Here is a 15789-nt window from a genome sequence, read left to right on the forward strand (position 1 = left end):
ATTTATAAAAGGAGATTGAATGAAAAAAATTACCGCACTTTTAGTAAAAAAATTGCGTCTTCAAACTGGAGTAGGAATTATAGATTGCAAAAATGCTTTGATAGAAACTAAAGGAAATCTTGAAAAATCTGTTGATTTTTTAAGAAAGTTAGGACATATAAAAGCTATTCAAAAAAAATCGCATATTACTTCTAAAGGGTCTATATTTATTGGACATAATAAAAAGTATTCTGCTATGTTAGAATTAAATTGTGAAACTGATTTTGTTTCTAAGGAATGTAATTTTATTTCTTTTGGGGAAAAAATAGTAAATCATGCAATTATGTCAGGAATAGAAGATAGCGAATTATTAAGGAAGTTTTTTGAAAATGAAAGAATTGATTTGATTTCAAAATTAAATGAAAATGTATTTATTCGTCGGATAATAGTCCTTAAAGGACATAATATTGGAAGATATTTACATCATAATCGAATAGGTGTTTTAGTAGAAACTACGTCGAATTTCAAGAAAGAGCTCATTAAAAATATTTCTATGCATATAGCTTCTAGTAAGCCTGAATATCTTTGTGCTAATGTTATCCCTAGTTCTATTATAGATAGAGAATATAATATACAGTTAGAATTAGCTAAAAAATCTAAGAAACCTGATTTCATTATAAAAAAAATAGTAGAGGGGAAAATGACTAAGTTTTTTAATGAAATTTCATTACTTGGTCAAAATTTTATTTTTAATTCAGAAAAAACTGTTGGTGATATTATATTAGAAAATGATATTAATATAATTGCATTTTATCGATTTGAAGTAGGAGAATGTATTTGAGTTTTAAAATTATATTCATACATAAGTATGATTTTTTAAATATTCTTTTTTAAATAAAGGTTTTTATAAACCGCCATTAGGCGGTTATTGTAACCTTACAATTAAATGCATATATTTTCATATTATATTTATATTTTTTCTATTTTAATTCATTTTGGTAGTAAATTCTAAATGTTAAAAAAAAATAATGAAATATTTAAGTTTAAACGTATTTTAATAAAATTAAGTGGCGAATCATTATTAGGTCATAGTACATTTGGTATAGATATAACGGAATTAAATCGAATTTCAAAAGAAATAAAAAGTATTGTCAATTTAGGGGTACAAGTTGGTTTAGTTATTGGTGGAGGGAATATATTTAGAGGAGAAAAATTAGTAAATATTGGAATTAATAGAATTGTTTCAGACAACGTAGGCATGTTGTCAACTGTCATCAATGGATTGATATTACATGATTCTATGAGTAAAATTAATCTTAATGTTATCTTAATGTCTGCATTTCAAATAGGTTCTATTTGTGAAGCTTATAATTATAAAAAAGCTATACATTGGTTAAATAACAAACATGTAGTTATATTTTCTGGTGGATTAGGTAATCCCTGTTGTACTACGGATTCAGCAGCTTGTTTGCGCGCAATAGAAATAAAAGCTGATATTATTTTAAAAGGTACTAAGGTTGATGGAGTGTATTCAAGTGATCCACATAAAAATTTTGATGCAATATTATATAAGAAAATTACTTATAATGAAGTTTTAAATAGAGAACTTAAAGTGATGGATTTATCTGCTTTTATATTAGCTCGTGACTATGAATTGCCTATTTGTATTTTTAATATATATAATCCAGGAATTTTATATCGCATTGTAAAAGGAAAACAAGAAGGAACGTTAATTAGATCTGTATTTTAAGATATATAATATTAAATGATTATAGATATAAATTAAAGATATTGATAATAAATGTTATTTTTTTAATGTTATTAATACTATTGATATAAATTTAAGGAAAATATTATGATTAAAAACATTAAGGAACGTTCGGAAGTTAAAATGGATAATTGTATTTCAATATTAATGAATAATTTTAATACATTACGTACGGACAGAGCATCGCCTTCTATTTTAAATTCTATTTATATAAATTATTTTGGAAATAATGTGCAATTATGTAAGTTGGCTAATATAATTGTAGAAAATTTTAATACTTTAAAAATTAATTTATTTGATATTGCTATTAGTAAAAATGTTCAAACAGCTATTATAAATTCTAATCTTGGTCTTAATCCTATTACTATAGGCAATGATTTAAAAATAATTTTACCTGCCTTGACAGAAGAAAAAAGAAAAAATTATATAAAATTAGCAAAAAATTTTGCGGAAAAAAGTCGAATTTGCATAAGAAATATTCGTCGAAATTCTAATGAACAAATAAAACGTGCTTTGAAAGAAAAATTGATTAGTAATGATATAGAAAGAGATTTACAAAATTATATTCAACGTTTAACAAATTCTTATATAAGTAAAATTTCTAAGGTTTTGAAAACAAAAGAACATGATTTAATGAATATATAACACAAATATTTAAAATAGTAACTTTAGGCAAAATAGATTGTTTTATATTAATTTTGTGTTATTAATATATAATTTTTTATGTATTAGATATTGTATTTTGGACAAAACTATGAAAAAATTAGCTATTTTGGGATCTACAGGATCAATTGGCACGAATTCGTTACTAATTATTCAAAATAATCCTAAATCATTTAAAGTTGTTGCTCTATCTGCTGACAAAAATGTTAAAAAAATGGTTCAACAATGCGAAATATTTACTCCACAATGGGCATCATTAAGAAATAGAGAAGCAGCTAAGGAATTAAAAATTCAGCTAAAAAGTAGAAATATTAAAACAAAAGTTCTGTCTGGAGATCAAGCTGTTTGTGAATTAGTTAGTTTAGAATCAGTAGATTACATTATTTTAGCTATTTCTGGTTCTTCAGGATTGATTCCTATATTACATGCAATTCAGTCTAAAAAAATAATATTATTAGCAAATAAAGAATCTTTAATTATTGGAAATCATTTATTAATGAAAGAAGTAAAAGCTAATAATACTATTTTAATACCAATTGATAGTGAACATAATGCTATGTTTCAAAGTTTTCCTCTTAATATCCAAAAAAAAATGCATTCAGCGAATCTTAGAGAATTAGGGATTAAATCTATTGTTTTAACAGGTTCTGGAGGACCTTTATTAAAAATTCCTTTGCATAAATTTAAAAATATAACTCCCTGCCAGGCTTGTGCACATCCAAATTGGATTATGGGAAAAAAAATTTCAGTTGATTCGGCAACTATGATGAATAAAGGATTAGAATATATTGAAACACACTTATTATTTAACACTCATGATATTGATATAGAATTAGTAATACATCCAGAATCAGTAATTCATTCTATGATTAGATACTATAATGGAAGCATAATTGCAAATTTGTCAATTAATGATATTAGAATTTCTATTTTTTATGCGTTATTTTGGCCTAATAATGCAGTTTCGAATTTGCCTCATCTTGATTTTTTTAAATTAAAAAAATTATCTTTTGAAAATCTAAATTTAAAAAAATATCCATGTTTAAGTTTAGCATTAAATGCATTTCATAGTGGACATGCTGCTATAATAATATTGAATGCTGCAAATGAAATTGCTGTTTTTGAATTTTTGCGTTTAAAAATAAAATTTACTGATATCTATAAAGTGATTGAATCTGTTTTAAGTATATTGTCGTGTTCTAATCCTATTATGTTGGAAGAGATATTAGAAATTGATAAACTTGCTCGTATTAAGACAAAAGAAGTTATATCTAAAATTACAAAATAAAATATACTAATATATATTTATTAATAAAATTAAGGTTATATAAAATATTAATGTTATTAAAAAATCTGTTAAAAACTAGAAAATATTGTCGAAGTTTTTTCCCAAAACATATAGCTATAATAATGGATGGAAATGGGCGCTGGGCTAAAAGAAGAGGAAAGCCTCGATTTTTTGGTCACAAAGAGGGGTTAAAAGCTGTTCGTCGAGCAGTATCATTTTCTATATTTTATAAATTAAAGGTTCTTACGTTGTATGCATTTAGCAGTGAAAATTGGAATAGGCCTTTTTTAGAAATCATGGTATTAATGGAGTTATTTTTTTTTGGCTTATGTAGTGGAATTGATAATTTGCACAAACATAATGTACGTTTGAAGATTATTGGAGATATTACAAAGTTTAATTCTGTCTTGAGAAGACAAATTAATATTGTAGAAGCATTAACTATGAATAATAAAGGTTTAATACTAAATATTGCTGTAAATTATGGGGGGAAATGGGACATTGTTGAAGCTATTAAAAAGATTATTTACAAAGTTAAAAATTGTTTTTTATCTATAGAAGATATTACTGAATCTATAGTTTCTGATAATTTATCTATGAACGATAGTGTTCCTATAGATTTAGTAATTCGTACTGGAGGTGAATGTCGGTTAAGTAATTTTTGTATTTGGCAAATCGCATATTCAGAATTATATTTTGTTGATGTTTTTTGGCCTGATTTTAATAGGAGATTTTTTGAAGAGGCAATTTTTTCATTTTTACATAGGAAACGTCGTTTCGGATCTTCTATATAAATTTGTATGTAATTATTTAAATTTATTTTATTTTAAATCAATATTTTTAAATTTTATTAACATGTATTTTCAGATTGCTTTAACTTAAAAATATGATTTTTTAAAGTTTCTATTTTTAGATTTTTTAAACGAAAATAAATAAAATATATTTAGAATATTATTTACTTATATGTCTTATAAAAATTATTGTATTAAATTGTACTTTTTGTTTTTTATAATTTTGTGATTTTATTATATGTGTAAATTAGAGTTTCAAGATATATTAAAAATTTTACCTCATCGGCATCCTTTTATATTTATTGATAAAATTATTAAATATAAAAGAGAAAAATATATTATTGCGGTCAAGAATATAAAAATAAATAATTTTTTTTTTAAAGGACATTTTCCAGGTTATCCAATTTTTCCTGGAGTATTAATTTTAGAATCGGTACTTCAAACAGCATGCGTTTTAATATATAAAAGTATGAAAGTGTTATGTAAAGAAAAAGTTTGGTATGTTTCTAACATTGATTATGCAAAATTTAAAAAAAAAGTTTTTCCAGGAGATATGATAGTTATTTATGTAAATATTTCAAATTTTCGGAATAGTGTAGTACGATTTTTCGGAGATGTACTAGTAAATAAGAAATTAGCATGTCGAACAAAAATGTCTGTTATGTATCATACAAAGTTATAAAAAAATTTTTTATTAATACAGTGTTAGTGAATATAATCAGTAGTTGTAGTATGTTTATTGCGGAATATATTTATGTTATATCCAAAATTTATTCATCTTAGAGTTCATACTGATTTTTCTATGGTTGATGGATTAGTAAAACCAAATGTATTAGTGGAACAAGTAGAAAAATTAGGTATGCCTGCTGTTGCTATTACCGATTTTAGTAATTTATATGGTGTTGTTAAATTTTATAAAGAAGCATTTTTAAGAGGAATTAAACCTATTATAGGTGTTGATTTTAACATGTATTCTGATATTCATGTATTAGATAGATTAACTAGAGTTACATTACTAGCAAAAACTAATATAGGTTATAAAAATTTAATTATTTTAACTTCTCGAGCTTATAAATGTGGATATGATAATAAATTAGGAGTAATAATAAAAAAAACATGGTTAATTGAGCATTGCAAAGATATTATTTTACTTTCTGGTGGTTATTTTGGTGATATTGGAACGAATATATTGCAGGGAAATAAAAAAGACTTATACAAAAATTTAGAATTTTATGAAAAATATTTTCAAGATTCTTATTATTTTGAAATAACACGTACAGGAAAATTATATGAAGAAGAATATATTGATTTAGTTAAACATCTTTCTTATAAAGAAGGTATACCTTTAGTAGCTACTAATGAAGTGTGTTTTTTGCATGAAAGTGATTTTTTGATTCACAAATATCGGGTTTTTATTAATCAAGGACATACAATAGCTAACGAAAAAATAGATCATAATTATACATCTCAACAATTTTTAAAAAATGAAATTCAGATGTCTGAGTTATTTTCAGATCTTCCTGAATCGTTGTTAAATAGTGTAGAAATTGCAAAATGTTGCAATGTTACGTTAAATTTCGGAAAATATTTTCTTCCGAAATTTCCGAATGTTAAATATAATGTTAAAAATTACTTAATTCTTAAATCTAAAAAAGGCTTATTAAAAAGGTTAATTAATCTTTATCCTGATAAAGAAATTAGAACTTTGTATTATAAAAAATATATTGCACGCTTGTTATCTGAATTAAATATAATTAATGCAATGGGTTTTTCTGAATATTTTTTAATAGTGATGGAATTTATTACTTGGGCCAAAAAAAATTCAATTCCTGTTGGTCCAGGAAGAGGGTCGGGTGCTGGATCGTTAGTATCATATGTTTTAAACATTACTGAAGTAGATCCTTTAAAATTTGGTTTAATATTTGAAAGATTTCTGAATATAGAAAGAGCTTCCATGCCTGATTTAGATATTGATTTTTGTATGGATAATCGGGATAAGGTTATTGAACACGTTTTAGAAGTTTATGGAGAAAAGTCTGTAGCTCAAATTATCACTTTTGGAACTTTAACAGCCAAGGCGGTTATAAGAGATGTTGGACGAGTATTAGGTTTTCCTTATGGATTTTTACATCGTATTTCTAAATTAATTCCATTAGATCCTGGTATGACTTTGGAAAAAGCTTTATCTCGCTCTGAGGAACTATCAAATCTCTATAATTCTAAGGAAGAAGTAAAAAAATTAATCGAAATATCTAAAAAGTTAGAAGGAGTTACTCGTAATGTCGGAAAACATGCTGGAGGAGTTGTTATTGCTCCTGGGAAAATTACTGATTTTTCTCCAATATATTGTGATGAAAATGGTCGGAATTCTGTTACTCAATTTGATAAATCAGATATTGAACTTATAGGATTAGTGAAATTTGATTTTCTTGGATTAAAAACATTAACAGTAATTCATAATACTATAAAAATAGTAAATTTTAATTTAAAAAAAAATAAAAAAAAACCAATAGATATAAATAATATTTCTTTAAAAGATTATAATTGTTTCAAGTTTTTATGTTCGTCTCATACTATTGGAATTTTTCAATTAGAATCGTATGGTATGAAAGATTTAATTTTTCGTTTACAGCCAGATTGTTTTGAAGATTTAGTTGCTCTTATAGCTTTATTTCGACCTGGACCATTAAAATCAGGAATGGTAGATAATTTTATAAATAGAAAACATAAAAATGAAAAAATATTTTATCCTGATAAAAAATGGCAACATATTTTATTAAAACCTATTTTAGAATCAACTTATGGAATTATTTTATATCAAGAGCAGGTTATGAAAATTGCACAAGTATTAGCAAACTATACTTTAGGAAGTGCAGATGTATTACGTTGTGCTATGGAAAAAAAAGATCCATTAGAAATGAGAAAACAAAGAATTATGTTTGAATTAGAATCGAAAAAAAATGGTATTGATTCAAAATTAGCAATAAATATATTTAATCTATTAGAAAATTTTGCTGGATATGCGTTTAATAAGTCTCATTCTGTTGCTTATGCATTAATTTCATATCAGACTATTTGGTTAAAGGTGTATTATCCTGCGGAATTTATGTCATCTGCTATGAATGCTGATATAGATAATACTGAAAAATTGGCAATTTTTATACGAGAATGCAAAAGAATGAAACTAGAAATTATATCTCCTAATATCAATGTAAGTGATTACTATTTTAAAGTAGATTCTTATGGAAGAATCATTTATGGATTGGGAGCTATAAAAGGAATCGGAAAGAATGTTTATAATTCTATTATTAATAATAGAAGTAGTTATGGTCAATTTTCTGAATTATTTGATTTATGTATTCGAATTAGTTGTCAACATTTAACGAAAAGAGTCATTGAACAGTTGATTAAATCCGGAAGTTGCGACTGTTTAGGAACAAATCGATTTTTGTTAATGAATAATTATAAAAACATAATAAAATCTGCACATCAATATTTGCAATATAAACAATTAAAAAAAATGGAATTATTTGGATCTTTATTTTGTGATTTAAAAAAGATAAATAATGATAGTTCTTTCACTAATATTAATAATTCTGATCAACTAATTCTTAATTGGGAAAAAGATAGTTTGGGTTTGTATTTGAGTGGTCATCCTGTTAATAAGTATTTAGACATATTTAATAGAATTCCAAAGTGTGTTCGAATAGAAGAAATAAAGAATTATAGAAACAATCAAAAAGTAACTGTATGTGGAATGGTTACTATGTTAAAATTTAAACTAACTAAAAAAAATAAAAAGATAATTGTTTTTTTATTAGAAGACAATTTTTTTCAGTTAGATGTTATTTTATTCGATACTGTTTTAAATAAGTGTCAATTTAACTTAAAAAACGATTTAATAATTTCTGTCACAGGTTATATAAAAGTAAATAGAATTAGTAAAAAATATGTTGTATTTGCAAATAAAATAATTAATCTTACAATTTTGTAAAATTATATATATATTGAATTTATATTGTAATTTTTAAAGTTTTTATTAGATAAAAACTTTTTTATGGCTAAATTTTTTATTCTTATATAAAATAATTTAACCACATTTTCGTAATGTATTTATACTTTAGAAATTAGTTGAGATATTATATTTTTTGAAATGATTTCTTTTTTATTGGTTAATCTGTTATAGTATTCGACTTTATCATCTTTTATGAGATTTTCATGAATTACAATAATATTTGGTATTCCTATGAGTTCAATTTCTGATAACATTGCTCCGATATAATTATTTCTATTATCTAATATAACTTCAATATTATTTTTTTTAAAGTTGTTATAAATTACTTGTGATTCATGTTGTACTTTTTTAAACTTATAAAAGTTAATAGGTATAATAGCTACTTGAAATGGAGCTATAGAAGTGGGCCAAATAATTCCTTTTTCGTCATTATGTTGTTCAATGATAGAAGATATAAGTCGTGTAATTCCTATTCCGTAACAGCCCATTTTTAAATATTTTTTGCATCCTGATTTATCGCGTACTTGTGCTTTTAATATTTTAGAATATTTATTTCCTAGTTGAAAGATATGAGCTATTTCAATGCTTTTTTTTATTTTTAGCTCGCCTTTTCCATCAGGACTGGTGTCATGCTTTACCACGTTTCTAATATCAAAACTTTTAGGAATAGAAAGATTTTTATTCCAATTCATATTGTGTAGATATTTTCCGGTAATATTTGATCCTATAGTAAAATTTTTAAGCGGTATTACTGAAAAATCAGCTATGATAGGTATATTTAATCCTATAGGCCCAATAAATTCGAGTGTAGTTCCTGTTATATTTAATATTTCTTGCTTTGAAGCTAATCGAATAGGATACATAATAGTATTTATTTTCGATAGTTTGTATTCGTTAATAGTGTGATCTCCACGTATTAGTATTGCTATAAATTTTTTATTCTTTGTTTTTATTAAAATAGTTTTGATAGTGTTAGTTTTGGATGTATTACATTTTTCTGAAATGTATGAACATTTTTTTAAAAGAAAATTTTTCTGAGGAATATTTAGCTTGTTATTTTCTTGAGATTTTATCTGATAAGTAGCTATTTGAAGATTTGCTGCATAGTTAGATTGAGTGGACAATACTATATTGTCTTCTCCATTTTTACTTAATGCTTGAAATTCGTGTGATTTAGTACCTCCCATTGATCCTGAATCTGCTTCTACGATGTAAAATTTTAATTTCATTTTCAAGAATATTTTTTTATAAGCATTATATATTAAATTATAAGTTTTTTTAAAAGATGATGAATCAATATGGAACGAATATGCATCTTTCATAATAAATTCTCTAGATCTTATTGCTCCAGAACGAGGTCTAATTTCATCTCTAAATTTAGTTTGAATTTGATACAGTAATAATGGAAGTTGCTTATATGACTGTAATTCATGGCTAATTAAATGTGTTATTAATTCTTCATGAGTAGGTCCTAATACAAATTTACTTTTTTTTCTATCTAAAATTTTGAATAGTTCTAGTCCATATATATTGTTACGATTGCTAAGATTCCATAAATCTTCAGATTGTAGTATCGGCATTTTTATTTCTAATGCATTTAGATTGTTCATTTCTTTTCTTATTATTTTATTAATATTATTTAATACACGTATTCCTGTTGGTAACCATATATATATACCTGATGCATGTTGTCTTATAATTCCAGCTCGTAACATTAGCGTATGACTAATACTGTTTGTGTTTTTAGGATGTTCTTTTAATGTTGAAAATAGGTAGTTTTTTGCAAGCATTTATTTTAATTCTCAAGTAAAATGATTTTTATAACAAATCTATAAATTTTTTTATGATTTATAAAAAGTTTAAAATTGTTATTTTTTTGTTTTATGCATTTTCATGTATTTTTAAAAACTTTTATTATTTTAAATGAATTTTATAAAAATTTATTTCATTGATAGTAATATACATTATATACACAATAAATTATTTAATAACAAAAGGAAATTATCTTGAGTATAGATAATAATGAAGAAAAAACAGAAGATCCTACAAGTTATCGATTAAAAAAAGCTAAGAAAGAGGGTGAAAAACGATGTTCTTATGAATTAAACACGTTTTTAATTTTAATGAGTTCTCTAGTTATTTTTTGGTTTAATAAAAACTATATATTAATTGTTTTTCAAGAAATTATGCGTTCTAACTTAACTTTTAATAGTTATATAATTACAGAAGAATATGTTTTTAGTCGTAATTTGTATTCGTTGATTAAACTTGATATTTTTTATTTATTAAAAATTATTTTTTTTCCTATTTTTTTAGTAATTTTGTTTTCGGCAGTTTTTAGTAATTCTAATTTTCGTATTAATTTCTTAAAGTTTCATTTTGAAAAATTGAATCCTTTGAAAGGAATAAAGAAGTTATTTTCAAGTCAAATTTTTGTTGAATTATTTAAAACGATAGTAAAATTATTTTTAGTCAGTTATGTATTATATATTTATATGTTTCATTTTTTTTTTAGATCTTTAAATTTTATCAATAAAAATATTTATTTTGCATTAAAACAGAGTTTCTTGACAATTTTTTTATGTATTTTAACTATGTTAGTTGTAATTATCCCTATTGTTTTTTTTGATTTTTTTTGGGTAACGTATTGTTTTTATAAACGGTTGAAAATGACTCGCAAAGAAATAAGTGATGAATTTAAAAAAACCGAGGGTAATCCTCATATTAAGTCTCGTATTCGTAGAACGATGCGGACGGTAGCACGCCGTCGCATGTTAGCTAATATTAAAAAATCTGATGTAATTGTTATGAATCCTACTCACTATGCTATTGCATTACAATACGATGAAAAGAGTATGCGTGCGCCTAAAATAATAGCTAAGGGATCTGGAATGTTAGCATTTAAAATTAAGAATATAGGTAATAAATATTCTATTCCTATTGTTTTTTCAGTTTCATTAGCTAACGTTTTATATCGTTATACTGATATTGGACAATATGTACCAAATGTTTTGTATTCTTCTATTGCAGAAGTATTAGCTTGGGTATGGAAAGTTAAAAATTGGAAAAAAACAGGAGGAGATTTTCCAAAGCAACCTAATAATTTTTTTGTTCCTTTAAAATTATGTAATTTCACAAAAAAAGGAAAATTAAATGACTAAAATTTCATTATTATCTAATTTTTTAAAACAATTAAAATCTATTCAATGGCAAATATTATCTGGTCCTATTTTAATTTTAGTTATTTTATCAATGATGGTTTTACCATTAGCTCCATTTATTTTAGATTTATTGTTTACTTTTAATATTGCTCTTTCAATTGTAATATTATTAGTTTCAATGTTTACTATTCATACACTAGAATTTACTTCTTTTCCTATAGTTTTATTGTTTTCTACGTTATTACGTTTAGCATTAAATATCGCATCTACAAGAATTATTTTGCTGTATGGACATATGGGATCTTATTCTGCTGGAAATGTTATACAAGCTTTTGGGCATTTTTTGGTAGGTGGAAATTTTGCTATAGGAATTGTTGTATTTATAATTTTAGTTATTATAAATTTTATGGTAATTACTAAAGGAGCAGGACGTATAGCAGAAGTAGGTGCTAGATTTATATTAGATGGTATGCCAGGAAAACAAATGGCTATTGATGCTGATTTGAATGCTGGATTAATTGGAGAAAAACAAGCAAAAAAACGTCGATTAGAAATTACGCAAGAAGCAGATTTCTATGGTTCTATGGATGGAGCAAGTAAATTTGTTAGAGGTGATGCTATTGCTGGGATATTAATAATGGGGGTAAATATTATTGGTGGACTTATTGTTGGAATGCTTCAACATGGTATGTTATTTTCTAAGGCAGCAGAAGTATATACTATATTAACTATAGGAGATGGATTAGTAGCTCAAATTCCTGCTTTAGTAATTTCTACAGCTTCAGGTGTTATTGTTACACGCGTAAGTACAGAACAAAATGTAAGCGAACAAATGATTAGTCAATTATTTTATAATCCGAGAGTAGTATTGTTGAGCGGGATTGTTTTAGGAATTCTTGGATTAGTTCCTGGAATGCCAAATATAATATTTTTGTTGTTTACCAGTGTGTTATTTATTTTGTCTTGGTATTTATATAGAAACCCTGTACAGATTAAATCTTTTTCTATAGATAAAAATAATAAAGGTTCTTTTAATGATATTCAAGATGCTACTTGGAATGATGTACAATTAGAAGATTCTATAGGAATTGAATTAGGATATGAACTTATTTCTATGGTTCATAGTAAATTAGAAGATAATTTATTAAATAATATTAGAAGTGTGCGAAAAAAATGTGCTAAAGAAATTGGATTTTTGCCTCCATTAATTCATATTAGAAATAATGTTCATTTGCCTCATGATACATATCGTATATTGATTAAAGGAATCGAAATAGGAAAAGGAATAGTTAAGCGTAATAAATTTTTAGCTATTGATGCAAAAAACGTATTAGATAAACTTTCAGGTGAAGAAACTATAGAGCCTACTTTTCATTTTAAAGCATTTTGGATTAATAGTTCTTTGGTTCATTATGCAAAAAGTATAGGTTATAATGTAGTTCAAGATTATACTATTATTCCTACTCATTTAAATAAGATCGTTTTAGACAATACTAGTAAATTATTCGGGAGACAAGAAGCTCAGCAATTATTAGATTATGTCGAAAAATATTTTCCAAAGTTAACCGAAGATTTAGTTCCAAACACGATTAGTTTAACGACTTTTCATAAAGTCATTCAAAATTTATTACTTGAACATATTCCTATTCGTGATATGCAAACTATTTTAGAAACTTTGATAATTCATTCTTCTTTTCATAAGGATGATATATCAGAGTTGACTAGTTTAGTGCGAATTTCTTTGCAAAAACTTATTGTTCAAAAATTTTTTAAAAATAATGAAATTAAAGTAATAAGATTGGGTGTTAAATTAGAAAGTATATTATTTCAGACATTGCAAAATAAAGACAATAATGGTGGAGTATTAGAACCTGGTTTATATAAATATTTTTTGAAAGAATTACAAAAAAATATTCATGATCAAAATTTATTACATAATAAAACAATACTTTTAGTGAATCATAAATTACGGATGTATTTAGCAAAGATGTTGATAAAAATATTTCCAGATTTAATAATCTTATCTAATTTAGAATTAGAAGAACATGATAAGAAGATACACGTTATTAGTATTTTAGGAGCATAATTGAAATGTATTTTATACTATGTATTAAAAAAATTGAATTTTCATTTTATATATTTCATTGATATATATTTTTAAATTTATATATCATTTTTGATATGCAAAAAATTTTTTATTAAAATATTTTAATTTTTATACAAATTTTAAAATAGTTTATATATTTTACTTAAAAATCATTATTTTTTTACATGTAATTTATTGTTGATATTCCAATAATATTTAATCCTTTTTTGAGTGTTCTTGCAGTCAAAAAAGCTAATATTAGTCTACTACAACGTATTTCAGTATTTTTAGAGAACAAAATAGAACATTTTTCATAGAATTGTGAAAAAAGTGTTGAAAGTTGATATAAATATAGACAGAGTATATGAGGCATTCCTTTATTGGCGGTGTCCGTAATTATTTCTTCGAATTCTAGTAATTTTATTCCAAGTTGGTTTTCAAATTTATTTTTTAACTGTATTTTTCCTTGTAAATTTATCATAGATACATTTAGTTTTCTAAAAATTGATAGTATTCTAGTGTATGCATATTGCATGTAAGGTGCTGTATTTCCGCTAAACGATAATATTTTATTCCAATTAAATACATAATTGGTTGTTCTATTCTTAGATAAATCGAAATATTTTATTGCTCCAATTCCTATTCTTTTAGCTAAAAAATCTAATCTTTTTTGTGATATTTTAGTATTTTTTTTTGTTGCAATAATAGTTTTAGCTTTTTTTATTGCCTTTTCAAGTAAAGAAGACAGTTTTATATTATTTCCAGATCGTGTTTTAAAGGGATGATTATCTTCAGATAATATCATTCCGAACATATGATGTTCTATTTTTAAATAATTAGGAATATATCCTGCTTTTTTCCCTATTTCTATAATCTGCATAAAATGTTTATTTTGTCTTATGTCAGTATAATATATTATTTTGTCAGCATGAAGAGTTTCACATCGATACTTTAAACATGCTAAATCAATAGTAGAATATAGAAATCCTCCATCTTTTTTTTGAATAATTACTCCCATTGGATTTCCATCTCTATTTTTAAAATTATTTAAAAAAACTATTATTGAACCATGATATTCCACGGCTATTTTTTTTTCTTTTAGATCATTTACAATATTAAATAACATTTTTCTATAAAAACTTTCCCCCATAATATTTTTATTAGTTAAAGTTACATTTAAATTTTTATAGATTTTTCCGTTTTTTTTAATAGTAGTATTGACAATTTTTTTCCAAATTTTCATACAAGATTTATCTTCAGATTGTAATTTTTTAGTGTAAAGTTTGACTTTATTCGAAAATAGTTTATCATTATCATATTTAATTTTTGCTTTTTGATAAATTTCATTATAATTTTTGAACGTTTCAGGATTAGCTTTATATTGTTTTAGATATGCTATTATCATTCCAAATTGCATACCCCAATCTCCAATATGATTTGCTCTTATAACGTTATGCCCAAGAAATTCCATAATTCTTGCAGTAGCATCTCCTAATATAGTTGAGCGAAGATGTCCTACATGCATTTCTTTTGCTACGTTTGGAGATGAATAATCTATAATAATATTTTTTTTCTTAACATAATTGACATCTAATCTTGCTGATTTTATTTTTTTTTCTAGTTTTTTTTCTACCCATAGCATATTTAAAAAAATACTAATAAAACCGGGTTGAGAAACTAAAACTTTTTTATACATGTTATGTATACGTATTTTTGAAGATACTTTATTAGCTAAATTGAAAGAATTAATATTTAATTCCTTTGCTATTTTTATCAATCCATCAATTTGATAATTCCATGGTTTTTTTTGACCAGTATTATTAATCACAATATATTTTATATTTTTTATTCCTAAACTTATTAATGCTTGAGAAGTATGTTTTTTTAGTATTAACTTTATATTCATATTTTGGTTTCTTATATAATCTATATTCAATAATATTAGTTTTTATCAATTTAGTATATTTATAATAAGTTATAATGAATTTTCAAATTATGCAATTTTAAAATTCATTATATAAGGACAAATATTTATAAT

11 protein-coding genes are annotated in these 15789 nt (G+C 24.3%); 9 read left to right on the top strand and 2 right to left on the bottom strand.

Features of this window, described 5'->3' with window-relative positions; translation table 11 throughout:
* Positions 1 to 19: 19 nt before the first annotated feature.
* The 7 genes from tsf to dnaE all read left to right on the top strand — a co-directional run bounded on the left by tsf (position 20) and on the right by dnaE (position 8483).
* On the top strand, positions 20 to 820 hold the full coding sequence (tsf, locus tag U0T64_01090) for a translation elongation factor Ts (protein XBC41459.1): 801 nt from the start codon (positions 20 to 22) through the stop codon (positions 818 to 820).
* A 171-nt stretch (positions 821 to 991) separates the two neighbouring features.
* On the top strand, positions 992 to 1729 hold the full coding sequence (pyrH, locus tag U0T64_01095; GenBank protein XBC41460.1) for a UMP kinase: 738 nt from the start codon (positions 992 to 994) through the stop codon (positions 1727 to 1729).
* A 105-nt stretch (positions 1730 to 1834) separates the two neighbouring features.
* Positions 1835 to 2392 carry a ribosome recycling factor gene (frr, locus tag U0T64_01100; GenBank protein XBC41461.1) on the top strand — a complete coding sequence of 186 codons (558 nt, stop codon included), beginning with the start codon at positions 1835 to 1837 and terminating at the stop codon, positions 2390 to 2392.
* Between the two features lie 109 nt (positions 2393 to 2501).
* Positions 2502 to 3698, top strand: coding sequence for a 1-deoxy-D-xylulose-5-phosphate reductoisomerase (gene ispC / locus U0T64_01105; GenBank protein ID XBC41462.1), 1197 nt, complete (start codon positions 2502 to 2504; stop codon positions 3696 to 3698).
* Between the two features lie 50 nt (positions 3699 to 3748).
* Positions 3749 to 4492, top strand: a complete 744-nt coding sequence (gene uppS, locus U0T64_01110; GenBank protein ID XBC41463.1) for a polyprenyl diphosphate synthase — start codon at positions 3749 to 3751, stop codon at positions 4490 to 4492.
* A 235-nt stretch (positions 4493 to 4727) separates the two neighbouring features.
* On the top strand, positions 4728 to 5171 hold the full coding sequence (gene fabZ, locus U0T64_01115) for a 3-hydroxyacyl-ACP dehydratase FabZ (protein ID XBC41464.1): 444 nt from the start codon (positions 4728 to 4730) through the stop codon (positions 5169 to 5171).
* Between the two features lie 72 nt (positions 5172 to 5243).
* Positions 5244 to 8483, top strand: coding sequence for a DNA polymerase III subunit alpha (gene dnaE / locus U0T64_01120; GenBank protein XBC41465.1), 3240 nt, complete (start codon positions 5244 to 5246; stop codon positions 8481 to 8483).
* A 119-nt stretch (positions 8484 to 8602) separates the two neighbouring features.
* On the opposite strand, the gene U0T64_01125 is transcribed toward dnaE, so the two are convergent.
* A complete protein-coding gene (locus tag U0T64_01125) occupies positions 8603 to 10294 on the bottom strand; it encodes a proline--tRNA ligase (GenBank protein ID XBC41466.1) in 1692 nt (563 codons plus the stop codon).
* A 216-nt stretch (positions 10295 to 10510) separates the two neighbouring features.
* On the opposite strand from U0T64_01125, the gene U0T64_01130 reads away from it, so the two are divergent.
* Complete coding sequence (locus U0T64_01130) at positions 10511 to 11665, top strand: flagellar type III secretion system protein FlhB (protein ID XBC41467.1); 1155 nt, start codon at positions 10511 to 10513, stop codon at positions 11663 to 11665.
* Positions 11658 to 13751: a flagellar biosynthesis protein FlhA gene (gene flhA, locus U0T64_01135; GenBank protein ID XBC41468.1), complete on the top strand. Its 2094-nt coding sequence runs from the start codon at positions 11658 to 11660 to the stop codon at positions 13749 to 13751. Before U0T64_01130 ends, flhA begins: the two co-directional genes overlap by 8 nt.
* 181 nt (positions 13752 to 13932) lie before the next feature.
* Here flhA and argS read toward each other — a convergent pair whose 3' ends face one another.
* Positions 13933 to 15657, bottom strand: a complete 1725-nt coding sequence (argS, locus tag U0T64_01140; GenBank protein ID XBC41469.1) for an arginine--tRNA ligase — start codon at positions 15655 to 15657, stop codon at positions 13933 to 13935.
* Positions 15658 to 15789: the final 132 nt, after the last annotated feature.

The organism is Buchnera aphidicola (Nurudea yanoniella), from assembly GCA_039829995.1.
Lineage (GTDB): Bacteria > Pseudomonadota > Gammaproteobacteria > Enterobacterales > Enterobacteriaceae > Buchnera_B > Buchnera_B aphidicola_AV.